General features: G+C 39.8%; 22 protein-coding genes (1 of these 22 cut by a window edge). 15 read left to right on the forward strand and 7 right to left on the reverse strand.

The window, feature by feature from the left end; all coding sequences use genetic code 11:
- The 4 genes from QEN48_RS01580 to QEN48_RS01595 all read left to right on the forward strand — a co-directional run.
- Nucleotides 1-421: the 3' portion of a response regulator gene (locus QEN48_RS01580; RefSeq protein ID WP_280108663.1), read on the forward strand. The gene continues 776 nt to the left of window position 1, outside the view; 421 of the gene's 1,197 nt are visible here — the last part of the coding sequence; the start codon falls outside the window, past its left edge; it ends in the stop codon at nucleotides 419-421.
- 812 nt (nucleotides 422-1,233) lie between these two features.
- Nucleotides 1,234-1,932: a HAMP domain-containing sensor histidine kinase gene (locus QEN48_RS01585; protein WP_280108664.1), complete on the forward strand. Its 699-nt coding sequence runs from the start codon at nucleotides 1,234-1,236 to the stop codon at nucleotides 1,930-1,932.
- Nucleotides 1,933-1,962: 30 nt separating this feature from the next.
- Nucleotides 1,963-3,429: an ATPase domain-containing protein gene (locus QEN48_RS01590; RefSeq protein WP_280108665.1), complete on the forward strand. Its 1,467-nt coding sequence runs from the start codon at nucleotides 1,963-1,965 to the stop codon at nucleotides 3,427-3,429.
- A 3-nt stretch (nucleotides 3,430-3,432) separates the two neighbouring features.
- A complete protein-coding gene (locus QEN48_RS01595) occupies nucleotides 3,433-3,711 on the forward strand; it encodes a thioredoxin family protein (protein ID WP_280108666.1) in 279 nt (92 codons plus the stop codon).
- 59 nt (nucleotides 3,712-3,770) lie between these two features.
- Here QEN48_RS01595 and uppS read toward each other — a convergent pair whose 3' ends face one another.
- Together uppS and QEN48_RS01605 are read right to left on the reverse strand one after the other, a co-directional pair.
- On the reverse strand, nucleotides 3,771-4,502 hold the full coding sequence (gene uppS / locus QEN48_RS01600) for a polyprenyl diphosphate synthase (RefSeq protein WP_280108667.1): 732 nt from the start codon (nucleotides 4,500-4,502) through the stop codon (nucleotides 3,771-3,773).
- A gap of 84 nt (nucleotides 4,503-4,586) precedes the next feature.
- Entirely contained in the window at nucleotides 4,587-6,158 is a 1,572-nt protein-coding gene (locus tag QEN48_RS01605) for a helicase-related protein (protein WP_280108668.1), read from the reverse strand.
- Nucleotides 6,159-6,404: 246 nt separating this feature from the next.
- On the opposite strand from QEN48_RS01605, the gene QEN48_RS01610 reads away from it, so the two are divergent.
- The gene (locus QEN48_RS01610; protein ID WP_280108669.1) at nucleotides 6,405-6,620 is read left to right on the forward strand and encodes a hypothetical protein; all 216 of its coding nucleotides are present in this window, start codon (nucleotides 6,405-6,407) and stop codon (nucleotides 6,618-6,620) included.
- A gap of 81 nt (nucleotides 6,621-6,701) precedes the next feature.
- Here QEN48_RS01610 and cofH read toward each other — a convergent pair whose 3' ends face one another.
- Both cofH and cofG read right to left on the reverse strand, forming a co-directional pair.
- Nucleotides 6,702-7,748, reverse strand: a complete 1,047-nt coding sequence (gene cofH, locus QEN48_RS01615; protein WP_280108670.1) for a 5-amino-6-(D-ribitylamino)uracil--L-tyrosine 4-hydroxyphenyl transferase CofH — start codon at nucleotides 7,746-7,748, stop codon at nucleotides 6,702-6,704.
- A gap of 5 nt (nucleotides 7,749-7,753) precedes the next feature.
- On the reverse strand, nucleotides 7,754-8,755 hold the full coding sequence (cofG, locus tag QEN48_RS01620) for a 7,8-didemethyl-8-hydroxy-5-deazariboflavin synthase subunit CofG (protein WP_280108671.1): 1,002 nt from the start codon (nucleotides 8,753-8,755) through the stop codon (nucleotides 7,754-7,756).
- A 147-nt stretch (nucleotides 8,756-8,902) separates the two neighbouring features.
- Between cofG and QEN48_RS01625 the strand changes: the two genes are divergently transcribed.
- From QEN48_RS01625 to QEN48_RS01645, 5 genes are all read left to right on the forward strand, one after another.
- On the forward strand, nucleotides 8,903-9,892 hold the full coding sequence (locus QEN48_RS01625; RefSeq protein WP_280108672.1) for a 5,10-methylenetetrahydromethanopterin reductase: 990 nt from the start codon (nucleotides 8,903-8,905) through the stop codon (nucleotides 9,890-9,892).
- A 183-nt stretch (nucleotides 9,893-10,075) separates the two neighbouring features.
- On the forward strand, nucleotides 10,076-10,669 hold the full coding sequence (locus QEN48_RS01630; RefSeq protein ID WP_280108673.1) for a hypothetical protein: 594 nt from the start codon (nucleotides 10,076-10,078) through the stop codon (nucleotides 10,667-10,669).
- Nucleotides 10,666-12,084, forward strand: a complete 1,419-nt coding sequence (locus tag QEN48_RS01635; protein WP_280108674.1) for a radical SAM protein — start codon at nucleotides 10,666-10,668, stop codon at nucleotides 12,082-12,084. The genes QEN48_RS01630 and QEN48_RS01635 overlap by 4 nt, the downstream gene beginning before the upstream one ends.
- Nucleotides 12,085-12,360: 276 nt before the next feature.
- A complete protein-coding gene (locus QEN48_RS01640) occupies nucleotides 12,361-13,584 on the forward strand; it encodes an ORC1-type DNA replication protein (protein ID WP_280108675.1) in 1,224 nt (407 codons plus the stop codon).
- Entirely contained in the window at nucleotides 13,581-14,078 is a 498-nt protein-coding gene (locus tag QEN48_RS01645) for an NYN domain-containing protein (protein WP_280108676.1), read from the forward strand. The genes QEN48_RS01640 and QEN48_RS01645 overlap by 4 nt, the downstream gene beginning before the upstream one ends.
- Here QEN48_RS01645 and QEN48_RS01650 read toward each other — a convergent pair.
- Nucleotides 14,023-14,601, reverse strand: a complete 579-nt coding sequence (locus QEN48_RS01650) for a S26 family signal peptidase (RefSeq protein ID WP_280108677.1) — start codon at nucleotides 14,599-14,601, stop codon at nucleotides 14,023-14,025. The genes QEN48_RS01645 and QEN48_RS01650 overlap by 56 nt on opposite strands.
- A 51-nt stretch (nucleotides 14,602-14,652) precedes the next feature.
- Between QEN48_RS01650 and QEN48_RS01655 the strand changes: the two genes are divergently transcribed.
- The 5 genes from QEN48_RS01655 to glyS are packed head-to-tail and all read left to right on the forward strand — an operon-like array spanning nucleotide 14,653 to nucleotide 20,437.
- Nucleotides 14,653-16,293 (forward strand): DNA-directed DNA polymerase II small subunit, encoded by a 1,641-nt coding sequence (locus tag QEN48_RS01655; RefSeq protein ID WP_280108678.1) that lies wholly within the window; start codon nucleotides 14,653-14,655, stop codon nucleotides 16,291-16,293.
- A 19-nt stretch (nucleotides 16,294-16,312) separates the two neighbouring features.
- Entirely contained in the window at nucleotides 16,313-17,398 is a 1,086-nt protein-coding gene (locus tag QEN48_RS01660) for an amidohydrolase family protein (protein WP_280108679.1), read from the forward strand.
- The gene (locus tag QEN48_RS01665) at nucleotides 17,391-17,822 is read left to right on the forward strand and encodes a universal stress protein (RefSeq protein ID WP_280108680.1); all 432 of its coding nucleotides are present in this window, start codon (nucleotides 17,391-17,393) and stop codon (nucleotides 17,820-17,822) included. The genes QEN48_RS01660 and QEN48_RS01665 overlap by 8 nt, the downstream gene beginning before the upstream one ends.
- Before the next feature lie 17 nt (nucleotides 17,823-17,839).
- Nucleotides 17,840-18,679 (forward strand): CBS domain-containing protein, encoded by an 840-nt coding sequence (locus QEN48_RS01670; RefSeq protein WP_280108681.1) that lies wholly within the window; start codon nucleotides 17,840-17,842, stop codon nucleotides 18,677-18,679.
- 18 nt (nucleotides 18,680-18,697) lie between these two features.
- Nucleotides 18,698-20,437 (forward strand): glycine--tRNA ligase, encoded by a 1,740-nt coding sequence (gene glyS, locus QEN48_RS01675; RefSeq protein WP_280108682.1) that lies wholly within the window; start codon nucleotides 18,698-18,700, stop codon nucleotides 20,435-20,437.
- 51 nt (nucleotides 20,438-20,488) lie between these two features.
- Here the strand turns inward: glyS and QEN48_RS01680 are convergent, their stop codons facing one another.
- Both QEN48_RS01680 and QEN48_RS01685 read right to left on the reverse strand, forming a co-directional pair.
- Nucleotides 20,489-23,809, reverse strand: a complete 3,321-nt coding sequence (locus tag QEN48_RS01680) for a DNA polymerase II large subunit (RefSeq protein ID WP_280108683.1) — start codon at nucleotides 23,807-23,809, stop codon at nucleotides 20,489-20,491.
- Nucleotides 23,796-25,034 (reverse strand): tRNA(Ile)(2)-agmatinylcytidine synthase, encoded by a 1,239-nt coding sequence (locus tag QEN48_RS01685; protein WP_280108684.1) that lies wholly within the window; start codon nucleotides 25,032-25,034, stop codon nucleotides 23,796-23,798. The genes QEN48_RS01680 and QEN48_RS01685 overlap by 14 nt, the downstream gene beginning before the upstream one ends.
- Nucleotides 25,035-25,044 lie beyond the last annotated feature (10 nt).

The following is a 25,044-nucleotide window of genomic DNA, read 5'->3' on the forward strand; positions in this document are numbered from 1 at the left end:
AAACTGGAGGGAGATTTTAGAGCTATTGGCTTCTAGAGTTAATTCTGAGATAAAGAAACTAAAATGGGATAAAGAATTAAAGCGACAGCAGGATGATCTGGAAAAAAGCATAAAGAGGTATAGACAACTTATTGAGGCTTCCCCAAACACCATCTTAATCATAAACAAAAAAACAAAGGAAATAATTGACGGGAACATGAGGTCTGAAGATCTCTTAAAAAAACCTAGAAGAGAAATAATAGGTTCAAAACTATTTGATTACATCCAGATGGAAAAACCAGTATTTACTGAAAAACTGGAGAAATTATCGCTTGAAAATAATGAGTATGTAGTTTTTGATGAAATAGAGCTCAACAACCACGGTCAAGAAGATGTCATTGTGAAGTACCTCGGGGTCAAGCCCCGAGGCTTCGCCGTCTAGGCTTGCACAGCCATCGCAGGCGAATTTAATTCCCCTCGACCTCCCCAGATGGGTCGGCTGGAATTAACACCCGAACGCACCACAGCGTCCGTGAGGGTCTGTCGCTCCACCACGACACGACAACACCCGTCTCACGCCCAATGGACGGTTTTGAGAGGAGTCGCATTTCCAAACTGTCGAACGACCAGCGAAGGAATTGAGGTCTTCAATTCCATACTTTGAGAGATGATTTCTAGTTGTTATCTGCCTGTTATGTCTCCAGAAACTTAAACTTTTGTCATATCGTGACGGCATTCACCCACGGGATCAAGCCCCGTGGCACTCTGCCTGCTATCTCTGTAGACTGTATCTTAACCGATGTGAGTGACCTCCCCCTAAAGAGGAGAGGCTTCCATGCGACCTTATCCCAGCAGGGAGTTTGCTATAACATCAGGCTTGTCTCATACACCTAATCAACATGGAAACTTAACTCTGAGAGAAGTTTGGATTAAGGCAAACTCCTATATATTAACTCATTGTGGTTCCCTTATTCATCTCTGGTAGCTCCACACTACCACTAGACCCTCTACAGAACACAAATGTTCTGGATTGGGCTTACCTAACATCTTTTCGATATCGGTCTCAAGGTATGTATCCCTTGAAACACTATGGGATTGCTTTTTGTTTAAAAGGCAGACTCCCAACCAACTGCCAAACAAACATTTAATTTCAGACCACTTAACTTTCTACTATCGGGCTGCAGTCCCCTCCGTGAACGAAGAGAGTCCTAGCCCTGAGTCGGGATAAATTATGACGGTATTGAAGCAGCCTACATGGTTTTAAGAGATATTACAGAACGGGTTAAAACTAAGGAGCGAGAAAAATTCCTACACACCTTGTTAAGACATGACGTTAGGAACAAGACAGAAGTGGGTTATGGATACCTCGAACTGTTATGTGAAAACATAGAGGTTGGCTCCAAAATAACAAACCAAGAAATAAATTACATCCAAAAATCGATTAAAAGCGTTAAAGAAGAAATAGAGATAATAGAAAAAGTAAAAACTCTACATAAAGCAGAAAAAACCGAAAAAACCGAAAAAAACCTAACAAACATTATAAAAGACGTTATTAATGAATATAAAGATGAATTCAGAGAAAAAAACATTGAACTACACCTAGATATACCCGACCAAAAATGCATTGTTGAGGCAGGAGACCTCCTGGATAGAGTTTTTGGAAACATAATAGGCAATGCATTACAACATGCCGACCCAAAATCCATAAAAATAGAGATATCAGAAAGTGGAGAAAAGGTTGTCTGCGCTATATCTGATGACGGAAAAGGAATTCCTGACAAAGATAAACAGAAAGTATGGAGAAGAGGGTTTACAACCGATAGAGACAGAGGTACAGGTTTAGGTTTATTTTTAGTTAAAACAATAATAGATATATACGGTGGAAATGCCGAGATAAAAGACAGTTCAACTGGTGGAACCACATTTAAAATAAACTTAAAAAAACCTGAGTAATTAAACCTAAATAAAGTAATGGAGAAAATGATGAAGAAACCAGGTGAAAAAAGAAGGAAGAAAACCGGTATTGAAGGACTTGATAAAACCTTAACGATGGGGATTCCTGAAGGCCATATAGTACTTTTAACCGGTAAGTCGGGTACAGGGAAAACAGTTTTAGCAATGCAGTTATTGTTCGAGCGATGGAGGGAATATGGGGATCCAGGGCTTTATATGGCGGTTACAGAGCCATTTACTAAAGCGATTCAAAATATAGAGTCAATGGATTTCTTCGATAAAGAAACACTCAAACAAGGGGTTAATTTCACCGATATTAGAAGCATGATAGAGTTGATAGGGCTTGATAAAGAAAAGGAGATAGATAAAAACGATATTGAAGAGTTTTTAGATAGTATTAAAACTGTGGTGAGTGATACAAAATCTAAAAACATAGTTATAGATTCGATAACTGCAATAGGCTATTTAATAGACGATGTTGAATTATTAAGGTACTTTATCTTTCGTCTTGGAGTAATAATGGGTCAGGAGAACGTAACAGTTTTTCTAACCTCAGAATCAAAAGATGGATCCACTCCATTTGGAACAGAGGACTTCATTTCAGATGGAATACTGGAACTCGATTATGAATATGGAGAGCAATCAGTAATAAGAAAATTAAGAGTGGCTAAAATGCGTGGAGTGGATTTCCAAAGCAATTCAGCATACTTCGACATATCATCCAAAGGGCTGACCGTATATCCTAAAACCCCTCTAAACCGGATATTCAGTGAAACCAGCTATGAAAACCGAGTTAAAACTGGAGTGCCCAAACTAGATGAAATGGTTGGCGGGGGCTATCCTGAAGGCCACATAATTCTTTTAACCGGTAATACCGGAACAGGTAAAACAACCATTGGGATGCAGTTCATTCAGCAGGGAATAAAAGAAAACGAAAACTGTCTCTTTATCAATCTTGAAGAACCATTAGAACAGGTAAATAAAACAGCTGAATCACATGGCTGGAAATTTAATAAACATGCAGAAGAAGGTAAACTAATTTACATCTCCCCTGAATTAATAGATACCTATCCTGATAAATTCATAAATCAAGTACTAAGTAAAATAGATCAAAACAACATAAATAGAGTGTTCTTCGATTCAGTATCTGCTTTACCTTCATCAGGACTCTCTGAAGATGAATTAAGGCAGTTATTGCTCCAACTAAACTCCGGGTTTAAGGAAAGAGGTGTAACAGCCATTCTCACACACCTATCTAGCGGTATGTTCTCATCAGATAGTGAAAAAATATTTGGCTCGACAAGAGCGAGTGACCTTAGATTAAGTTCATTAAGCGATGGAATAATTGTGCTGAGATATTTTGAGAGAGAAAGCAAGGTGGCAAAAGCAATCAACGTCCTGAAAATGCGGGGATCCGATCATGATAAAGGGATATACAGAATTATGGTTACCGATGAAGGAATAGAGATCGGCGAGATTTTAGAGGGAGTGGTATAAGAAATGTCTGAGGGAAATATTGTTTGGATTTTTTATTCATCTAAGACGGAGCCTGAACTACTGACATTTTATGCAGATGGTTTGGCTTATCTAAGAGATCAAGAGATAGGTCTAGAAGTAATAGATGTTTCAGAAAACATGGATAAAGCACAAGAATATAAAGTTAAATCCACACCTACAGTCTTAATCGAGAAAGGTGATGAAATAAAAGAACGATATGAAGTTATAAGTTATTTAAGCGGGATATTAGAGAAAAAAGAACTAGAGAGAATTTTTGAATAATTAAAAACAAAAACATAAGTCTTGGTTTTTTGGTATATTTTGTATTGGTTGGTTTAAACCTATTTTTGGTTTTGAGGTCTGTTTTTGGTTTTTTGGTATTGTTTTATTGCTTTTTTGAATTCTTTTTCATCGAATTCGGGCCATAGGTGGTTTGAGAAGTAGATTACGCTGTTGTTTCCGCATGATTGCCACATCAGGAAGTTTGATATTCGTTTGTCTCCTCCTGTTCTTATCATTAGTTCGACATCTGGTAGTGGTGGTTCGTTTGGTTTGTCTGGATACATGTATTGTGAGACGAGTTCTTCGTCTATTTCGTCTTTTGTGATTTTTCCTTTCTGGGTGTCTTTGATTATGTTTTTGGCTGCATCTGCTATCTCGGTTTTGGATCCATATGCTAGCGCTATATTTAGGTAGTGGTTGTCGTAGTCTTCTGTAGATTTTTCAGCTATCTCAATTGCTTTTTGAACTCTGTTGGGTAATAGTTCTGTTTTACCGATTACTCGAACCCTGATCTGGTTTTTATGGATTTTTTCGTTGTCTTTGATCTGTTTGAATTCTTGTTCGAATAGACTGAATAGGTCTTGCAGTTCTTCTTGGTCGCGATTGAAGTTCTCGGTTGATAGGGCGTAGACGGTTAGGTGTGTTATCCCCATCTCACCGGCTAGTTCAAGTATTTTTTTGGTTGTTGCCACTCCCTCTTCATGGCCTTTGTAGGCTGAATTTCCTCTCTCGTATGCATACCTACGGTTTCCGTCTTGTATTATTGCAACGTGGTTTAGGTTTGAATTCATTTATCGATCACAAATAGCTTTTATACATAAATAGGTATAGTGGCCTATATTTTTTAGGAAGTTCACATAGTTCTATGGTGTTGGTTAGGTGTATCTGTCGAGTTGTGATTGTTTTTTTGTTTGTTGTTTTTTTGTTTGGTTGTGGTTGTTTAATTCGTTTTTTAGTTGGTATGCTATTTTGTACATTTTTTTCTGGTCTTTTTTGCTTTTCCAGTAGTATGCTTCGTCTTGTGAGCCTTTCATTATTAAGATTATTACTTTGCCGAAGCTGCCGTCTCTTGCTGTTCGGCCTTTTCTCTGTATTAGTCTGACTGCGGATGGTACTGGTTCGTAGAACAATACTAATGAAGTTTGGGGGATGTCTATTCCTTCTTCTCCTATTCTTGTTGAGACCAGGACGTTGAATTCTCCTTCTCTAAATCTATTTAATCGGTTTTTTTGTTGTTGTTGTGTCATACCGGTTTTTCCGTGGCTTTCTGCTTGTCCGATGAATTTTCTTGCTTTGATTTCTGGGTTTTTGTTGAGTGTTTCTACTAGTGTTTCTACTGTGTTTCGGTATTCTGCGAATATTATTATTCGTTTGCTTCCTTTTTTGATTTCTTTTTTTGTTGTCTCTATTGTTTTGTCGAGTTTTGGGTTTTCTATGTTTTTTATTGCTTTCTTGATTTTTGGATATTCCTTTCTTCTGCATATTCTTTCAGCGGCTTTTGAGTCATCGTCTTCAAGTTGTTTTATGTATCTCTGTAGTGATTGGGGGCCCTGACTTGTTAACAGGTCTTTCATGTGGCTTGTTTTTATGCATGATGCGACGTATGAAAGGCCTTGGTATATATAACCACTTCTTCCTTGGCTTAGTTGTTTTTGAAACCTGCTTTGGACCTCTAGTAATGCTTTTTTACTAACGTTATCCGGCTTCATATGCCGGACCTGTTTGGTGTACTGTCCTAACCTATCGAGGTAGTCGCCTAATATGTCGGTTAGGGCTTGTTCAACCAAAGACATCTCTAGTGGTTTCTCTATCTCTATCCAATCGATATCCATCTCACCTATATATGGCTGGACGTCATCGCTCCACTCTCCTCTGATCGAGACATTCTCTATCCTTAATACCTCGCTTACCTCTCTTAACCTATCTATATCGCTTCCGGGGGATGCTGTTAGCCCTAATGTCTGTGGTGTGGTTGCTTGACTACAATACCTATCGGCGACGGTTCGGTAGGCATAATCACCTACAGCGCGATGGGCTTCATCGAAAACCAGTAATGAATATTCTGTTAGGTTGAGACGGTTGTTTTCTAAGTCGTTTCCTACGGTTTGAGGGGTTGCGATAAAAACGCCTTTTTCACTCCAAACATCTTCCCGCTCCCTAGGGCTATAGAGTTCTCCAGTAACCAAAAAGACATCTGTATCGACCAACATTTTCTCTAAAAAACCCTGGTGTTGTTCACACAAAGGCTTGGTTGGAGACATCATTAAGACCGGGCCTTCTTGAAGGCGTTCGGCAACTAAAAAACCAGCTATAACGGTTTTACCAAGACCTGTAGGCAAAATAATCAATGAGTTTTGGTCTTTACATTCCCTATATATATTAACTTGGTATTCACGTTCCTCGACAACATCTCTATCAACAAAATCAAGTGTTTCCAACAAACCCATATGCAAACCAATGAGAAATAAGTGTTCAAGTTAGTTGTGGTTTTTGGGTGACATCCAGACCTGACTTAAAGAGGAAAAGGGGGTGTTAGGGCCTAGGTCGGGGTATGTAGAATATTTATTTAGTTGGTTGGGGTTTCTAGTCAAATAGAACTATATTTATTTGAGTAATAGTTTTAGGCGGTTAAGTAATGAGCTAAATGTGTTTTTAGTAAAAATGATAATGAAATTAGGTTGGTTGTGGTAATTTTGGAAACTATTATATTGATTGTTCATCTTGCTTTGTTTGCAGCGGTTATATTCTGGATGAGTAAGGATTTACGGGAGAGAGAGGTTGAAACACGGAGGAGGTTGTTTTGGTTGTTGTTGGTTTTGGGGCTAGCTGTTTTCTTCATGATTTTCGGGACAATACTTGGGTTTGCTCTCTATTATTATCGGTTCTATGTCTTTGAAAGAGAGAAATGAGTTAAGGTGACATCAAGACCTGAAGTAAAGAGAAGGGAATACTTTAGTCTTTAGTTAAGGTAAATACCTGATGTTTCTCTTTTATTTTTTTATTTTGTGTGGTTTTTTAGGTGGTTTTTGGTATGTTGTTGTTCTTTGTATTGGTTTGTGTCCTGTTTTTTTTATTGTTTTTTTGAGTTGTTTGGTTGTTATTTTGGTTTTTATTGGTTTTCCTGTGCTGCTTGATATGTTTTCTTCCATTAATGTTCCTCCAAGGTCGTTTGCTCCTTTGTTGAGTGCTTTTGCTGCGTTTTTTGGTCCTAGTTTTACCCAAGAGGCTTGTATGTTTGGTATTTGGTTGTGCAGTAGGATTCTTGCGATTGCTATTACTTTGTAGTTTTCGTGTAGTGGTGTTGGTTTTGTTTTTGATAGTTTGTTGTTTCCGGGTATGAATGGTAGTGGTATGAATTCTGTGAATCCTTGGTGTTTTTTTTGGATTTCTCGTATTTTTAGTATGTGGTTTATTCTGTCTTTCCAGGTTTCTGTGTGGCCGTACATCATTGTTGCTGTTGTTGGTATTCCTTGTTTGTGTGCTGTTTCGATTATTTCTCGCCATCGCTGGCTGTTTATTTTGTTTGGACAGATTTTGTTTCTTATTTTGTCGTTTAGTATTTCGGCTGCTGTTCCGGGCATGCTGTCGAGTCCGGCTTTTTTTAGTTGTTTGAGTGTTTTTTTGGTTGTTAGGTTGTTTTTCTGGGTCATGTGATGGATTTCTTGGGGACTGAATGCGTGTATATGGATGTTGTGTTTTTTGTTTATTGTTTTGATTAGTTCACGGTACCAACTGTATGTGAGTTCTGGGTTTATTCCGCCTTGGATGCATACTTCGGTTGCACCTTGGTTGGCTGCTTTCTCTACTTTCTTTAGAACTTGTTTTTTGGTGTCTTGGTGTCCTTGGTTTGTTTTTGGTTTTACTGAGTATGCGCAGAATTTGCAGTTTAATTTGCATATGTTGGTGAAGTTGATGTTTCTGTTTTTGATGTAGGTTACTTTTTTGTCGTGTTTGTTTTTGGTTAGCCTATCTGCTTCTCGGTATAGTTCTTTGTTGTTTTTTTTGGGTAGTGTATAGGGATCTATGTTTGTTTGCATTTGTTTCATCTCTCTATCTTTGTTATTTGTTTTCTTATGGGTTCGGTTAGCCAGTCTTTTTCGATGTATTTTGGATAGATTGGTAGTCTTTTTTCTGGTTTGTATCCATGTTTTTTGATTTCTTTTTCTAGTTTTTGGGGTGATGGCCATTTTTTGGTTGGATTTATATGGTCTTTTGTTGTTGATATACCGCCTAGGTCTGATACTCCTGCTTTCAGTAGGGATTTTATGTCTGGATGTAGGTTGGGGGGTGCTTGTATCTCGATGTCTTTTAGTATGTGTCTGGCTAAAGCAATTGTTTTAATCACTGTTTTTTGTTTCGTGGTTGGGTGTTTTGTATTTGATTTGGGGTGTTTTTGGTGGCCTTGTATTATTACTTCTTGAATATGGCCGTATTTGTCGTTTATTTTTTTAATTTGTTTTAGGCTTTTAACTCGGTCTACCCATGATTCTCCAACACCTATAAGGATACCTGTTGTTAAGGGTATTTTTTGTTTACCGGCATATTTGATGAGTTGGATTCTTTTTTCTGGTTTTTTTCCAGGACTTTCTTTATGGCTTGGTATATCGGTTGTTGTTTCAAGCATTAAACCCATACTTGCGTTATACTTGCTGATGGATTTGAATTGATCTGATGGTATATATCCTGGGTTTGTGTGTGGTAAAAGCCCTTGATCTAACGCTGTTTGGTAGGTATCTTTTAGGTATTGGTCGAACGATTCATATCCGGTTTCGGTCAGTAGTTTCTTAAATCCATCGACCTTGGTTGGTTGTTCACCATATGTAAATAACGCTTCAACCGCTCCTGAACGCTTTCCTTCCTTTAATATATTTTTTATTTGTTTTGGTGACAGTAGGTATGGTTTTCCCTTGCTGAATCCACAGTAACTGCAGTTGTTTCTACATACATTTGTCAGCGGGACAAATACATTCCTGCTGTAGGTAATTGTATCAAAATACCTGTCTCTTAAACGACCGGCTTTCTCTATAAAATCGATTTTAAACACCTATACCTATGGAATAAACTCTTTTACCGCAACATATATTGTTGGAGAACTGGCCATTGGAATACGGTATGGGTATAGTGGGTGTTTTTCGAAAAGATAATTAACGGTGGAAATTTAAGTATTTCTTGTGTTTTGGTTGGTGAAGAGATGAATTTTGGAGTGGAATTATTACCGAATCGGCCTGTTAAAGAGGTTGTTGAGCTTGGTTGTAGGCAGGAGGAGATGGGTGTTGATCAGTTGTGGGTTGCTGATCACTTTAACAACAGGAATATCTATTGTGTTTTAACTGGGATTGCTCTTAAAACCAGTTCTGTAACTCTTGGCCCTGGTGTGACCAATCCTTATGTTGTTCATCCAGGCATTACTGCCTCAGCTATATCTACAGTTGATGAGGTATCTGGTGGTAGAGCGGTGTTAGGTTTGGGTGCTGGTGATCGGACAACGCTGAATAAACTTGGTTTAGATTGGGATAAACCGGTTAGCCGTACACGTGAATCAATCAATGTTATAAGGAGGTTGGTTGGTGGTGAAAAACTTTCTCATGACTGTGAGTTCTTCAAACTAGATTCAGCTAAACTGGATATCCAGCCTACTGAGATACCGATTTATGTTGGGGGTCAGGGCCCTAAAATGCTTGAAATGGCTGGCATGGTTGGTGACGGTGTTTTAATCAACGCTTCACATCCAAAAGACATCAAAGTTGGGTTAGAACGGGTTTTTAGGGGTAAAGAAAAATCAACCTACAAACCAAACCGAGAGATAGATATAGCTGCTCACACCTGTTTCTCAATAGATAAAGACCGTGAAAAAGCTTTAAATGCCGTTAAACCAGTTGTAGCGTTCGTAGCCGCTACCGCTCCAGACAGAGTTATAGAAAGACATAACATCTCCAAAGAACAGCGAGACCAACTTAAAAACAAAATCGAAAAAGACCGGTTTGATGAAGCTAAAAAACTGGTTACAAACAACATGATAGATGCATTCTCAATATCAGGAACACCGAACGACTGTAAACAACGCATCGAAGAACTAATAAACCAAGGATTACAATCAATCGTCTTCGGATCACCATACGGCCCCAAAATAAAACAATCACTCAGCCATCTAGAACCAATCATACAAGAATACAAAAACTAGCCAAAGTGACATTCTTCCCCGAAATAAAAGAATGGGTTGTTTAGCTCTGAAAAATAATATACCAAACACTTCACCTACACTATCGATTAGTGGGTGTTGGTTTGGTTGTTGGGATACCCCTATATTGATATGGGGCTATCTTTGTGTTAACAGGTTTTTTTCTGAGGTGTGTTATTTATTAATGTGTTGATTCCTGTATGTCTGGATGATCCAAAAACTGGTTTGAGTTCTGTTTTAGGGTTGGAGGAGAGGAGGGAGCTTACTAGATGGATGTTGAGGCGTGTTGTCGAGGTTGCAGGTAGTTTTGGTAGTGTTTTTGTTGTTTCTCCCAATCGGATTGATGTTGATGGAGCCAGTCATATATATAGTGATAGGGGGCTTAATCCTGATTTGGAGATGGGTATTGATAGGGTTGGACTTCCTGTTTTGATATTGCCTTGTGACATTCCTTTGATAGAGAAAAGTGATTTAGGTTGTTTGGTTGGTTGTGGTGAGGATGTTGTGATCTCTCCTGGTGATAGAGGTGGGACCAATGGTTTGTTGTTGAGGAAGAGAATCAAGTTACAGTACAACGGGGAGAGTTATAGAAAACATACTGAGAATGCGTTGGAAAAGGGTTTTTCGGTTAAGAGTGTTTGTTTAAATAATGTTTTTAGAGATATAGATAGTCCATGTGACCTATCTTACCTACTTAAGTTTGTGATTGAAAATAATTTGGAGTTGAATGAATTGTCTGAAGAAATAGTTGGTAAAATCGATTTAAGGTGTAGACCGTGAAGGTTTTGTTAGTGCATCCTCACGCTGCGGAGGAACTTATCTTCAAAAAGGTTATTGGGCTACAGATGCAGCCTATAGGGCTTGGATATATAGCTTCTTCCCTACAACAAAACGGACATGAAGTCCGCATAATGGATATGCCCGCAGAAAAAAAAGACAGCCAAGACTTTATAGATGAATTGAAGCATTACCGACCCGATGTAGTTGGGATGTATATAGCGACATATAGGTCTGAAAACGCATTGAAGTTATTGGAGATGGCTAAAAAAACAGTTCCTGGAATTAAAACTGTTTGTGGTGGCCCACACTCAAGTATGGTTGCTGAAGAACTTGTGGAAGAGAGTTGTGTTGACGTAGTTGTTTGTGGTGAAGGAGAAATCACTATAAAGAAGGTTGTTGATTCATTTAACTCTGGAAGTGATTTAGGTAATATTAAGGGAGTTGTGTTTAAACGGGGTGGTAGTGTTGTTGCAACTGAACCACGTCCATTGATCGAGGACCTTGACCGTTTACCTTGGCCCAGTCGAAACCTATTCGATCGTGATAGATATCGTTTGATGGATCACCTGAACATTGCGACGATTGTTAGCAGTCGGGGTTGTACTTATGGCTGTAATTACTGTACAGTACCGGCTTTGTATGGGAATCGATGGCGAGCTAGGTCGCCAATGGATGTTGTAGATGAAATGGAGCATGTTCAAAATAAATATGACCCTGATATCTTGATGTTTCTTGACGACAACTTCGATCTAGAGGATGACCGGGTTTGGGAGATCTGTGAAGAGATAGATAGACGTAACCTAGAACTGGATTGGGGTTGTCTAAGTGGTGGTCTGCAGGATGGTAAGCCTGGGTTAACTAAAAGAATGAGTGAGGTTGGTTGCAGGGTCATTGGATATAACTTAGAGACAGGTTCTCAGAAATCAATAGATACATTGAATAGAGGTGTCTCTCTGGATCAAGCAAGAGAAGCACTTAAATTAAGTGGGGACCTGGGTATGATACGTATCCTCAACATAGTGATCGGTTTCCCTGGAGAAACTAGGGAAGATATCCAGCAAAGCATCGATTTTGCTAAAGAAGTTAATGTTGAATTCCCCCTGTTCTTCCTTCCAACCCCCTACCCAGGAACAGATTTTCATAGAACAGCCAAAAGACAGGGAATGATAGAAGAACTGGATTGGGAAAAATATACCACTGCTAACCCAGTAATAGAAACCGAGTATCTAGATCTAGATACATTAAGAAGTCTTAACCGTCAGGCCTATAGGGAATGCTATCTCTCTTTTGAATCGATACCACGCTATACAAAAATGACGAAAAACGTAATAAAAGACGGGTGGGTCGGACTGAAAGACATTCCACAACTCATGGTTGGCGGAGGAATTATGTTCATGAACATAACACGGTTCTAAACAAAATGTGCTTAAAAAAATAGAAAGTTTCATGAATGTTGTTGACCCCCTAACAGGGGTTATTATATTTTTTTGATTGTGTTTTTCAGTTTCCAGTTGAAACGGGGTTTTTGTTTTTTTGGTTTTTCGGTCTGGAGGAAGTGTTTTTTGTTATATTTTTTTTTGGTTGTGTTTTTTTGTGTTCTGGTTTTCCTCCAGAATCTCCAGTTGAAATAGAGGGGTGTTCCCATAAATCTTTTAGGGGTGTATTTCAATTGGAGTGTTGGAGCGATTCCTATGGAAGATTCATCTAGTATTTTCGATAAATTACTCGAAGAAGACGGTATTTTTGAAAACAAAGAGATTTTAAGGCCTTCTTATACTCCAAATAAACTTCCTCATAGAAGCAAACAGGTTAACGAGATTGCGAGGATCCTTGTACCAGCCCTGAAAGGCGAAACACCCTCAAACATCCTTATTTATGGAAAAACAGGGACTGGGAAAACTGTTGCCGTTAAACACGTTGGCCGTGAACTTGAAAAGAAGGGCGAAGAACTGAATGTAGACTGCAGCGTCATATACCTGAACTGTAAGGTAGTGGACACACAGTACAGAGCATTAGCCCACATAGCCCGACATTTCGATAAAGACGTCCCCCTAACCGGATGGCCTACAGACCAAGTATACCACGAACTAAAAGACGCTTTAGACGAACGTAAAAAAGTCGCCACGATAATGCTTGACGAAATCGACAGAATAATAGGTAAAAGTGGAGACGACATACTCTACAACCTCAGCAGAATCAACAGCGACCTCGAAAGATCCAAAGTAAGCATCATCGGGATATCAAACGACCTAAAATTCACCGAAGTACTTGACCCCAGAATAAAAAGCTCATTAGGAGAAGAAGACATAATCTTCCCACCATACAACGCAGACCAACTACGAGACATACTACAACAAAGAGCAGAGAGAGCAATAAAAGAAGGAGCAATAAACAGTGAAGTAATACCATTATGCGCAGCCTTCGCAGCCCAAGAACACGGAGACGCCAGAAGAGCACTCGACCTCCTACGTGTATCAGGAGAGCTAGCAGAAAAAAATGGAGAAACAATACTACCAGAACACGTAAGAAAAGCACAAGAAAAAATCGAGTTAGACCGCGTACTCGAAGTAGTCCGGACATTACCAACACAATCAAAAGCAGTTCTACTAGCAATAGTAAAACACCAAGAATGCGACCGCGAAAACCTCACAACAGGCGAAGTATACGAAATGTACAAAAAACTAGCCCGAAAAATCGATATAGAAACACTCACCCAAAGAAGAATCACCGACCTAATCTCAGAACTAGACATGCTTGGAATCATAAACGCAGTAGTAGTCAGCAAAGGCCGTTATGGAAGAACAAAAGAAATCTCAATGAACATGTCAACAGACGAAATACAAAACGTACTACTAAACGACTACCGGCTCCAGAATCTCAAAGATTATTGCCCATCAACACAAAGTAAGTTATGATGTATAAGGACCAGAGAATAGCCGTCTTTATTGACAGCCAAAACATGTACCACTCAACCAAAAGCCTATACAACAAAAACCTGAACTACAACAAAATTCTTGAATACGCAGTGGACGGCCGTAAACTCATAAGAGCAATAGCCTACGTAGTAAAAGCAGACACATCCGAAGAAGAAACCTTCTTCGACGCACTCAAAGACATCGGATTCGAAATCAAAATCAAAGAACTCAAAGTATACTACGACGGAACAAAAAAAGGCGATTGGGACATGGGTATAGCAATAGATGCAATGGCCCTCGCAAACAAAGTAGACGTAATCATACTTGTAACCGGAGACGGAGACTTCACAGCACTCGTAGAAACCCTAAAAGCAAAAGGCGTTCGCGTAGAAGTAATAAGCTTTAAAAGAAGTACATCAAAAGAACTCACAGAGGCAGCTACAAAATACACCGATATTGAATCCCTGGATGAACATCAAGACTTCCTTCTCTAACCTCATCCATACCCAAAGTCAACCTACCCAGATATGGAACACTACAAACAGCCTTACCCTCAATCCACTCAGGCTTAATAGGCTGGTTCTCAAACAAAGACTTCTGATCAATCTCACGGTTATTATCCCCCATCGTTATATAACCAGAGTACGGAGCCTCAGGACCCCCACTCCACATCGGATCTCCCTCATCAACCCAATACATAGCCCGATGCAACACACTCCGATCATCACCAGGAACCGAAAAAACAATAACATCACCAGGCAACCCAAAACTGGTTTCATTCAACTCAACAGCCTCCTCAGCCGAAACAACCTTATCCGTAGACTTCAACAAAACAAGATCCCCCTCATCAATATTAGGCTCCATACTCGGACTCTCAACAGCGACAAACGGAGGCCACAACCCAGAATAAAGATATAAAACCGAAACAACAACCAACAAACCGGCAACAGCAATACCTAGATCCCGCAAAAACAACACATACCAAGGCCGGCCCTCACCAGAACTACCTGAAGACATCTAATCAAAGAACTTTATAACCTATACAGAAATAAAATATTTGGAAAACCAATGGAAATACTCGAAAAATGCATATCAAAAGGAGTCTTCCTACACCCAGACGCAAAACAAAAACTAGAACAACAGGAAGACCCCAACAAAATAATCGAAAAAATACTCGAAAAATACAGCTTCGAAAACCCAGTTCTACTACCAAAACACATCGAACAATACCTAAAACAAAACCCAAAACAACCACAAAAAACAAAAAAACAAAAACCAGAAGTCAAAGAAATACCACAACCACAAAACCAAACAACCAAAACAACCACAAAAACCACAGACACCCAAAAAACCAAATCAATAGACAAATCCACAAAAAACAATCCAGTTGAAGCTGAAACTGAAGCTGAAGCTATTGATGTGGATGAAAACGATAAAGAGAGGGCTGTAGATATGGAGAGAGATATAGAGGGAGATGGGGGTGTTGTTGTTAAGAGTGATATTACAGGTAGGTCTGAGTGTGAGGGTGAGTTAAAGAACTTTATTAATTATTTCAATGATCGATATAGTCGTATTAAGAAGGAGATTGGTAAGAGAAACGGCATGCGGAACGTAAGACCGATTGAATCAATTAGAGAGGGAAGTCGAGATAGTGTGTCTTTGGTTGGAATGGTTAATGATGTTCGTGATACATCTAATGGTCATAAACTTATTTTATTGGAGGATCGAACTGGAGAGGTTCCAGCGCTTGCCTTGAAGCACCGTAGTGATGTTTTTGATGACTCTGAGAAGGTTTTGCAGGATGAAGTTATTGGTGTTAAGGGAAGTTTATCGGATAACGGCAGTGACCTATTTATTTTAGATGAGATTGTTTGGCCAGACCTCCCGATCACAACTGGAAAGCCAAAGTCAGAGGGAGATGGCTACATCGCCTTCATTTCAGATGTACATTTCGGTAGCACTACATTTATGGATAGTGCTTGGAATCGTTTTATAGATTGGTTGAATGGTGAGGTTGGTGGTCCTGAACATAAAAAAACTGTACAGAAAATCAAGTACTTATGTATAGCAGGGGATTTAGTTGAAGGAATCGGTGTCTATCCGGGTCAGAAGAAAGAACTATCAACTGAGAGTATAACTGAGCAATACAGGGAGGCGGCTCGACAACTAAATCGAGTTCCATCTCACATAAATATAATAATAAGTCCTGGAAACCACGACGCCGTTAGGCAGGCTGAGCCACAGCCAGCTCTAGATGAAGAGATACAGAAACAATTCGATCGCGAAAACCTCACTTTTATTGGAAATCCAACAACGATAGAGATAGAGGGTGTTGAGATAGTTGTATACCACGGTCGGTCACTAGACGACTTAATCGCTGAACTCCCAGACTGTAGTTATGAAAAACCAGCTAACGCGATGAAAGAGTTTGTAAGAAGACGGCATCTATCCCCTATCTATGGGAAAAAAACACCGATCGCCCCAGAAAACCAAGACTATCTATTCGTAGACCACCCTGACATAATACACTGCGGCCACGTACATAAGTTCGGAGTTGATAAACATAAAGGAGTTAACTTATTCAACACAGGTACCTGGCAAAAACAAACAAAGTTCCAGAAAAAAAAGGGAATCAAACCCGATCCCGGAAGAGTCGTGTTGTACGACCTAAACAACCACGAACCAAAGATAGTGAAGTTCTGCAACTAAACAAACAATGTGATATTAAATGCGTGTATACCACGGCACCGTCTACAAAAACAATCTAGAACCGATAGATGGCTACGTAATAACAAAAAACGGCTATATCGATGAGGTGGGTGAGGGAAAACCACCAACCCCCCCAGATATAACCGGTACAATAATACCCTCATTCATTAACGCCCACAGCCATCTAGGAGATTCAAGCCTCAAAGTAGATCCAGATAAATATTCATTAAGGGAGTTGGTTGGGCCAGGTGGAATAAAAGAAAAAGGCCTAGAACGATTGAGCCAAAAAGAATTGATAGCTGGAATGAAAAGATCACTAAAGAAAGGAATTAGTGAGGGCACCACACATTATCTAGACTATCGGGAAGGCGGTTTAGAGGGGATAAAAGCACTTAAAAAAGCAAGTGAAACAACAAAAGCCAAGACAAAGATATATGGACGTCCCACCGAGATAACCAAAAAAAACATCAAGCAGGTTGTTGAGTATGGAGATGGAGTTGGTTTAAGTAGCGTATGTGATTACACACCAAAAGAACTAGAGATCTTAAAGAAAGAACTTACCGAACCAAAAAAAACATCGATCGGTTTACATGCCGGTGAATCTAAGACAAACCAAAAAAAATCCATCGAACGATACGGTCGTTCAGAAATTCAACGTTCCCTAGATTTCAAACCCAACCACCTGGTCCACCTAACAAACCCACTACAAGACGACATAAAAACGGTCTACAACAACCAGGTAGGTATAGTGGTATGTCCCCGCTCCAACGAGATAACAAAATCGGGAAAACCACCAATTAAAAAAATGATAGAAAAAGGGTTGTTGGTTGGGTTAGGAACCGATAACGCGATGTTATGCAGCCCATCAATACTAGATGAAGCACGTTACCTATACCAAAAACACGATCTAAATCCAAAAACGGTTTTAAAGCTATCCACCATAAATGGAGGAAAAATTATTGGAGTTGACAACAGAATAATTCAGGGTAATAGGACCAATATTATGGTGATTGAAGAAGTAAATATGGGTATAAAGGCCCTGCTTGAAGGATGTGCATCAATTGCCACCGTAATCAGCGGTCTGGATGTGATTGAAAATGTATAATAGAATTTTAATACCCAACGATGGTTCGGAAAAAACTGAAGAAGCCATCGAAGAAGGTATAGAACTCGCAGAACTAACTGGAGCAGAACTACACACAATATTCGTAGTTAACATAACTACATTCGAAAACATACCTGAAACAGGTGTATGGAACCAGACAAAAGAAATTATTAAAAAAGAAGGTGAAGCTGCAAACCGTGAAGTAAAGAGAAAATGTGAAGACGTTGGAGTTAAATGTAAATCAGAGATATTGAGCGGTAAACCACATACCGAGATACTTAATTATGCAAAAAAGAACAAAATCGACCTAATCGTAATGGGGACAACCAGCAAGAAAGGTGTAGATAAATTCCTTCTTGGCAGTGTAGCTGAAAAAGTATTAAGGTCATCAGAAAGCCCAGTCATGGTAGTTAGGTCAAATTAACGGTTTGGTGAATCAACATGAAGGTAAAAGAGATAATGTCAACGGACGTTGAAGTTGCAGAGGTACCTGGAACAGTTGAAGAGGTCTTTGGGTTATTCAAAAACGGACAACACTCCGGACTTCCAGTAATAAAAGAAGGAACAAAAAAAGTCGTAGGAATCATAACAAGAAGCGACCTACTAAAAAACCCACATGAAGACCAGATAGCGATGCTGATGACACGAGACCCAGTTGTAATTCCAGAAAACGAAGACATTACAGAAGCAGCTAAACTAATCCTAAGACACGACATAAGAAGAATACCAGTAGTAAGCAATGAAGAAATAACGGGAATAATATCAGTAGCAGACCTCGTCAAAGTAATACCCGACATGGAGATAGAGGGAACTGTAACCGAATACGCAAACGGCCACTGCACATCAAGCTGGACAAACACACCCGTCCCAATAATAGGCGAAATAATGCGGCTATCAAACTCCGACTCAATCCCATTACTAAACGATGAATGCAAAGTCGGTGGAATAATATCCGACACCGACCTCGTCAAGGCATTCGAATTAGAAGAAAGCCTCGAAAAATCAAATATGGGTGCAGCATCAGACGAAAACGAATGGACATGGGATGGAGTAAGAGACACAATGAAATTCTATTACGGAGTTTCAACACTAAAACTCCCCCAAGTACCAGTAAAAGAAATAATGACAGAAGACGTAATCACAGTCTACATAGGCGCAGAAATATCAGATTGCGCTAAAAAAATGGCTAGAAACAGCATAGAACAAATACCAATACTAGACGAAGACGAAAACCTAATCGGGTTATTAAGAGACCGAGACCTAATAAAATCATTCCTCTAAAAACAGAGTGGAAACGAAATGACCGATGTCTACAGCCAACTAATGAAAATAGCTAAAAGAAGAGGCATAATCTGGCCAAGCTATGAAATATATGGATCAGCCTCAGGTTTCTACGACTACGGACCAACCGGAACCCAAATACTAGAGAACATAAAAAACAAATGGAGAGAATACTACAGAGATAGAGAAGGGTATGGCGAAATCAAGACAACAACAATAATGAGTGAAGACGTCTTCCATGGCTCCGGACATCTAGATGGATTCGAAGACGCCATGACCCAATGCAATGAATGCAACAAATCATTTAGAGCAGACCACCTCGTAGAACAATACACAGAAGTACAGGCCGACAGCCTACCAAACCACGAAATCGAGGAATTAATAAAAAACAACAACGTAACCTGCCCCGAATGTAATGGACCACTCAAAGAAGTATATGACTTCAACCTAATGTTCCAAACAGACATCGGTCCAGGATCAAGCCGTCCCGGATACCTAAGGCCAGAAACAGCTCAAGGAATGTTCGTAAACTATCCCTACCTCTACAAACACAACCGAGAAAAACTACCATTCGGAACAATACAGATCGGTAGAGCATATAGAAACGAAATATCCCCAAGACAAGGAGTGATCAGACTACGTGAATTCATGCAGATGGAGGCAGAGGTCTTCGTACATCCAGACCAAAAAACACATCCCGACTTCAATCGATACCACAACCATGAAGTCGAAATATATCCAACCAAAAAACAACTGAACGAACAAAAACCAATAAAAACCGACCTAAAAACAGCTGTAGACAAAGGTTGGATAGGAAACGAAATAATAGCCTATTACATCGGTCTGTCAACAGAATACTTCAAAGAAATAGGAATAGACCCCAACAAACTAAGATATAGACAACACCTACCCGACGAAATGGCGCATTACGCATCAGAATGTTGGGACGCAGAAGCCTATTCAGAACGATTCGGTTGGATAGAGATAGCAGGAATTTCAGACAGAACCAACTACGACCTAAAAAAACACAGCCAAGTCTCAGGAACAGAACTAACAGCCTTCGAAAGATACGAAGAACCAATCGAACAAACAAAAACAATAATAGAACCACAAATGGACATATTAGGTCCAGAACTAAAAGACAAAGCCAAAAAAGTCGCAGACACAATACAAGAAATGAATCCCAAAAAACTCAAAAAAATGCTAGAAAACGGGCCAATAGAAATGAATATAAACGGCCAAACCATCGAAATAAACCAAAAACACATAAAAATCAACACAATCAAAGAAACTGTCCGCGGAGAAAAAATCTATCCACACGTAATAGAACCCAGCTATGGATTAGACAGAATATTCTACATAACCCTAGAACACGCCTACAAACAAGACACACAAGACGGAGAAAAAAGAAACCTACTACAACTAAAAAACACAACCGCACCAATACAAGCAGCAGTATTCCCCCTACTAAACCAAAAAGACATGAACAAAAAAACCAACGAAATATACAAAAAAATAAACAAAAAATACAAAACCATAACCGACACATCAGGCTCCATAGGACGAAGATACAGAAGACAAGACGAAATAGGAACCCCCTACTGCATAACAATCGACCACCAAACAATAGAAGACAACACAGTAACAATACGAGAAAGAGACACAACAAACCAAATCAGAGTCAAAACAAAAAACATAATGAACGCACTAAAAAACCTATACAACGGAGCAAAACTACAAGAAATAAAAAATAACTAACCAAAACACCTATAGTTTCGTTTTAATTTATTTTGGTTTGTTTTGGTTTGTTTACATGTATTCTGTTAGGTCTTTTTGTTGGAATAGGTCGTTTTCGAATAGGCTGTTTATTGAGGTTTCTAGTAGTTCTAGTCTTTCTTTTATGTAGTTTGAGACTTCGTATTCTTCTGCTATTTTCATTGATATTTCGAGGTATTTTTTTACTGAGTTTTCGTGTACTGTTAGTGTTAGTGTGTTTCCACAGTTTCTGCATTTTCCTGATAGTGGGGGTCGTCGGTATTTTGTGTTGCATTTTACACAGCGGACGGTTTGGGTTGAGAATGCTCTTAGGTTTCCTATTAGGTCTGGTAGGAAATGGCTTTGTATGACTTTTTCAGCTACTTCTTTTTCGTCGACTGCTTTTATCATTCCTGCTAGTTTTAGTTGGGATTGCATTTTGTCTATCATTGGGCCTAGTGTTCTGTAGGCTGATTTTCTGGGTCCGGTGTCTATGTGGTTTACTGGATGGCTGTATCCGAATCCTGTTAGGTCGTTTTTTGTGTTTAAGCGGTCTTTTCCTATCTCTATTTTGGTTTCGCTTGGGTATTTATAGTTTTCAGCTGCTTGGTATAGTTCTAGTGGGTATTGCCATTGTATATCGAGGTTGTGTGCTTCGTCGTCTATTTCTGTTGGGTCGAGTGTTGCTGTTAGTACGAGTGGTGCGTCCATTTGGCCTCCGGTTTTGTCTGGTAGGAAATGTCTGGAGAAGTTTAGTAGGCCGTCCATTAGGAGCATGTAGCAGTCTTCGTCTCCGTCGCAGTTTCGTCTTTTTGCGGCGTGGAAGTAGGGGTGTGCGTAGTTTACGGAGCGTGTTGTGTATCCGATTAGTCTTGATAGTACGCCTGCGCTTGTGTGGGGGGCTAGGCCTATTAGGAGTGTTCCCATTAATTGGTTTAGGGAGTTTGTGTTGTAGTATGGTGGTTGGTTGTAGTGTTGTTGTAGTAGGTTGTCTATGAATTTTGTTACTTCTAGGAAGTAGTTGCAGCTTTCTTTGGAGAGTATTACGTCCTGTGGTTTGAGTTCTAGTATTTGGTTTGGGTTTGATAGTTGTTTTCCTTCTATATCTATGGTGTATCCGAGTTCTCTGAGTTTTTCTATTGATGTGGATATTTCTTTGGGTTTGAAGTGTGTTAGTGGTATGTCTGTTAGGTCGTATCGTATTGTTCCGTCCTTGAATACATATAGGTCGTGTTTGGCTCTTAATATGCCTTTTTCAAGTGGTTCTGGTGTTTTGTCTTTGGATGTAAGGCCTTTTACGCCTTTTAAAACTTTATAGTTGTTTCTTTCTCCGATGCGTTCTAATGCTTTTCTATATTCTTTTGAGATATCTATCTCGAATTTTTGGTATCCGGTTGTGCGGCGGCTGCAGCTTGGACATTCTTCTTCGTCAGTTGTTTCTTTGCCGCATGATATACAGGTGTGTTTTATCTTTGTATTGCCTCCACAACTGCAGGTTGTTTTGTAGGTTGTTTCTTTGCATTCAAGGCATTCTCTACGGTTTAATTCGACTTTGATTTTTCTTTTTTCGGTTGCTTTCTCTACCGATCTCTGGCTACCGCCTTCTTCTCCGACTGGGAATAGGAGGTGTGTTGGGGGCCGCATTTTTCGTTCTTTTGATTTTTCTGGCCTACCCATTCGGCATCCTATTCTTGTTGGGGATTTTCTTTTGATTTTAAAGCCTGATAGTCGTTTTATGTAGTTGGTTGTGTCTTCTTCTGGTTTTGGTTTTTTTTCGATGTCTTTGTGGAGGCCTAGTGTGTAGGTTAGGGCTATTGCTGTGTCTTTGTCTATTTTTATTTTGTTTTCATTTGTTTTGTGTTGGATTAGTAATGTTTCGAGTATTTGTTTTATTTCTTGGTTGTATTTGATGGTTAGGTGGTTGTTTTTGGTTTGTTTTGTTTTTTTTATGTGTTGACGTAGTTTTTGTGTTTGTTTGGGGGTTATGTCGTGCCATAGGTATGTGTAGTCTGGATGTAGTGGTATTCCTTGTTTTGCTAGTTTTACAGCGTCTTTTGCAGTTGAAACGGTGGGGTGTTTGGTTTTTTGTTTTGCTTCCTGGATCCACCATTCTTCTGTATAGCTGGGTGGTACCAATGGATGGTTGTTTTCGAGGAAGTCTCCATAATTGATTAGGATTTCTCCGACGTCGAGTATTGAATCTATTTTGGGTTTAAGTTTTTTTGCTTTTTTTTCTGTATCTATTCGGGTTACTTCACCGTTTTTTAATCGGACTGTTGGGCCTTCTATGGTGTCTACGGCTACTACGCCGGCGGCCTTACCGGGTCGCTCGATTTTTAGTTGTGTTCCTACGGATAGGAATGATTCTGTTATCCACATTGTGGCTGGGTTTATTCCGGCTGTTGCGAGGCCTGAGTTTCTTGATCTGCCGAGACGTAATCTAAATCCACCTGGCCTTGATGGATGTCCGAAGACTGGTCGGCCTGCGATTAAATCTGCTAGGTATTTTTTGTTCGGTTTTAGGGATTTGTCTTCGTCGTCGCTTTCTTCTTTTATTAATGAGTCTAGCCAACTCCATCCATCTATGTTGATTGCTTTGACCAGTTTCTTTAGTTTACGTGCCTTCAAGGCTATTCCTTCGGCTACTACTAGGCACATTCCTCCTCTAACTGCGTTTGTGTTTATGCGGCGGAGGTTTCTCTGGCCGGATACCTCTGTGTCTTCTGTTGCTTCTCCATCTATCATTACTGAGCAGTTTGATATTATTTCACGGATTTCTCTGTCGGTTGGTGTGTACTGGAGGTTGGCTATTTTTTTGTATAATGGGATTTCTTCTACGTAACGCTCTATCTCTTTTTCGGTCGGCATGTAGGCTCCTACTCCGGTTTTACGTCTTACGTAGTCTGCTACCAAAACACTGATTACTTGGGCCGTTCCACCGGCACTGCGTATTGGGCCGGAATAGGATATTCTGATGAAGTCGTCTTCGTCTACTGTTATTGAGGCGATTCCTTCGATTGGTGCTGCGACAACTCCTTCTGTTAGTATTGCTACGCTGGATCTTACTGCTGCGTCTACTTTTTCTTCGGGTGTTTCTAGGTCTGGATAGCTGCCTTCTACCATGCTGTCAGCTATTTTTAGGCAGATTTCTTCTCGGGAATGGCCTTGTTTCTCCAGTTCTCGAATCTTGTTTGCAAGGCCTTGGACACCTATCAGGTTTTCCACTCTTTCTGCAAGGTCGTCTGCTGGTAGTATTTCGACTTTGTTAGATGGGTCTAGTCCTGTTGACCTTGCTTTCTCTGCAATGTTGTAGGCTTCCTTAAATTCTTTTTCAAGTTTTCCGTGGTAATCTTTTATATCATTATTTTTGGTCATAACCCATCTCCATTCTGATTAGGGGTTTGGCTAGATGTCTTCTGGCGATTGGAGGGACTTCATAAAAACCTTCTTCAATCTCTCTTTCCAACTCCAGTTTTATTTTTTTGGGTTTGGTGGTTTTGCATTTCTTACATCGATATCCCTGGTTTTTACCTGCACTCTTCATGTTTCTTCCACAGCTGGGGCAGGTGGGGTTTACGTATTTTGTTTTCGGTTTTTTTTGTTTTAGTTTGAATTTCTCTATGTTGATTGTAGGGGGTGATTTTGTTATTCCCCCATAGACAACTACAGTGTCTCCTTTAATTAATTTCCGGACCTTGTTACGGAATTTTTTTGTAGGTTCGTATGCGGCACAATCTATCTCGCCGGTACTGTCTTTAATCTTGAATATTACGTGGCCGCCTTCAATTGTTTTAGGTGGCTCGACTACCTCTCCAACGACCTTACTGGAGGACATTGGCTTGGCCTCTCCGATTTTTTGTGGTGTTATGTGTTCATCTGTACCTTGGTTTGTTTTGAATATCGTTGTATGGCTAATTGGTTCGGAGTTTATGGTGTTGTGTGCTTTTTTGATCGCCTTCTCATGGTCTCCCCTTATTCCATAGAGGACTGGGCAGGGGGAGTTTGGTTTTATAACTATTTTTTTGTGTTTCCAGTCAACTGTGTCCCATATCAATGGATGTAGTTCACTTGCTTTATAAACCATAGTTTTATCTATTTTTCTTGGTGTTCCCCACCGCGCTCTCTCTCGGTAGGCAAGTAACTCCAGTGTCATGTCATTAAAGGTGTGGCCGGCTGCAGCTAAAGCACCTACTACGCCACGTTTATTTCCAAAACCAACTATCTCTCCATGTTTTCTAGCCAACTTCACTGCGTCTTCAGGGTCTATGGTGTTTTTTATTGCTTTCTGGCTATGCAACCGGATTTCTCTATGTTTTCTGGGGTCTTTTTTAAAAAAAACAATACCTGTGTTTGAACTTGGTTCCCGTAAACCATTTACGGTATCGATTACCTCTTCTTTAAACTCACTGTAGTTTGGTGTGGTTCCCCTGATCGCTAGCGCTCCATTACCCCTTGTTTTCCATGGGATATTTGGATTCAGCCTAACCAACTCAGGTCTTTGGAAATCTCCAATAACCTCATTAACTATGGTTGACGCTAGGTATGTTGTGCACATCCCTTGACGGCTGTCGGTATCGTCTATTCCCAGATGTATTTCCATCGATCCACCC

Source organism: Methanonatronarchaeum sp. AMET-Sl (assembly GCF_029854155.1).
In the GTDB taxonomy this organism is placed as follows: Archaea; Halobacteriota; Methanonatronarchaeia; order Methanonatronarchaeales; family Methanonatronarchaeaceae; genus Methanonatronarchaeum.

Excerpts from the sequence above, each read along its gene's own strand:
- QEN48_RS01660 (WP_280108679.1), top strand. The coding sequence starts at position 16,313 with ATGCGTGTATACCACGGCACCGTCTACAAAAACAATCTAGAACCGATA.
- glyS (WP_280108682.1), top strand. The coding sequence starts at position 18,698 with ATGACCGATGTCTACAGCCAACTAATGAAAATAGCTAAAAGAAGAGGC.
- QEN48_RS01645 (WP_280108676.1), top strand. The coding sequence starts at position 13,581 with ATGATGTATAAGGACCAGAGAATAGCCGTCTTTATTGACAGCCAAAAC.
- QEN48_RS01680 (WP_280108683.1), bottom strand. The coding sequence starts at position 23,809 with ATGACCAAAAATAATGATATAAAAGATTACCACGGAAAACTTGAAAAA.
- QEN48_RS01655 (WP_280108678.1), top strand. The coding sequence starts at position 14,653 with ATGGAAATACTCGAAAAATGCATATCAAAAGGAGTCTTCCTACACCCA.
- QEN48_RS01665 (WP_280108680.1), top strand. The coding sequence starts at position 17,391 with ATGTATAATAGAATTTTAATACCCAACGATGGTTCGGAAAAAACTGAA.
- QEN48_RS01640 (WP_280108675.1), top strand. The coding sequence starts at position 12,361 with ATGGAAGATTCATCTAGTATTTTCGATAAATTACTCGAAGAAGACGGT.
- QEN48_RS01585 (WP_280108664.1), top strand. The coding sequence starts at position 1,234 with ATGGTTTTAAGAGATATTACAGAACGGGTTAAAACTAAGGAGCGAGAA.
- QEN48_RS01595 (WP_280108666.1), top strand. The coding sequence starts at position 3,433 with ATGTCTGAGGGAAATATTGTTTGGATTTTTTATTCATCTAAGACGGAG.
- QEN48_RS01625 (WP_280108672.1), top strand. The coding sequence starts at position 8,903 with ATGAATTTTGGAGTGGAATTATTACCGAATCGGCCTGTTAAAGAGGTT.
- cofH (WP_280108670.1), bottom strand. The coding sequence starts at position 7,748 with ATGCAAACAAACATAGATCCCTATACACTACCCAAAAAAAACAACAAA.
- QEN48_RS01685 (WP_280108684.1), bottom strand. The coding sequence starts at position 25,034 with ATGGAAATACATCTGGGAATAGACGATACCGACAGCCGTCAAGGGATG.
- QEN48_RS01590 (WP_280108665.1), top strand. The coding sequence starts at position 1,963 with ATGAAGAAACCAGGTGAAAAAAGAAGGAAGAAAACCGGTATTGAAGGA.
- QEN48_RS01670 (WP_280108681.1), top strand. The coding sequence starts at position 17,840 with ATGAAGGTAAAAGAGATAATGTCAACGGACGTTGAAGTTGCAGAGGTA.
- QEN48_RS01605 (WP_280108668.1), bottom strand. The coding sequence starts at position 6,158 with ATGGGTTTGTTGGAAACACTTGATTTTGTTGATAGAGATGTTGTCGAG.
- uppS (WP_280108667.1), bottom strand. The coding sequence starts at position 4,502 with ATGAATTCAAACCTAAACCACGTTGCAATAATACAAGACGGAAACCGT.
- QEN48_RS01650 (WP_280108677.1), bottom strand. The coding sequence starts at position 14,601 with ATGTCTTCAGGTAGTTCTGGTGAGGGCCGGCCTTGGTATGTGTTGTTT.